We start from the raw sequence: 264 nt of genomic DNA, 5'->3' as shown, positions 1-264 counted from the left end.
GCCGGCGGCGAAATAGCGCCGGCTCGCTATATCGGCGCGGTCGGCGCGGTCGGCGCTGCGCCTCAGGGTGACATAGGCGCCGCGATCGACCAGCGTCAGCTCGGCGCAAGGACTGCCGCCGGCGCCTCCCGACAGGTTGCCAGCGGCGTCGGCGGCTTCAAGCCACAGCTCGTCGCCGCGCTGGCGGAGCGTGCAGCGCAGGCGCGCTGCCGGCTCGTGCTCGTCGTGCAGGAAATAGCCGATGTCTTCCTCGCTGACGCCTTC

General features: G+C 72.0%; 1 protein-coding gene. It reads right to left on the bottom strand.

Annotation, left to right across the window (positions count from 1 at the left end; genetic code table 11):
* Positions 1–264 (bottom strand): hypothetical protein (locus CAPSK01_RS10335; protein ID WP_034925950.1); only part of this gene is annotated, 264 nt, incomplete at both ends.

It is taken from the genome of Candidatus Accumulibacter vicinus, assembly GCF_000584955.1.
GTDB lineage: Bacteria > Pseudomonadota > Gammaproteobacteria > Burkholderiales > Rhodocyclaceae > Accumulibacter > Accumulibacter vicinus.
The sequence above is the reverse complement of the archived record's forward strand: the minus strand, read 5'-3'. Positions and strand labels throughout refer to the sequence as shown.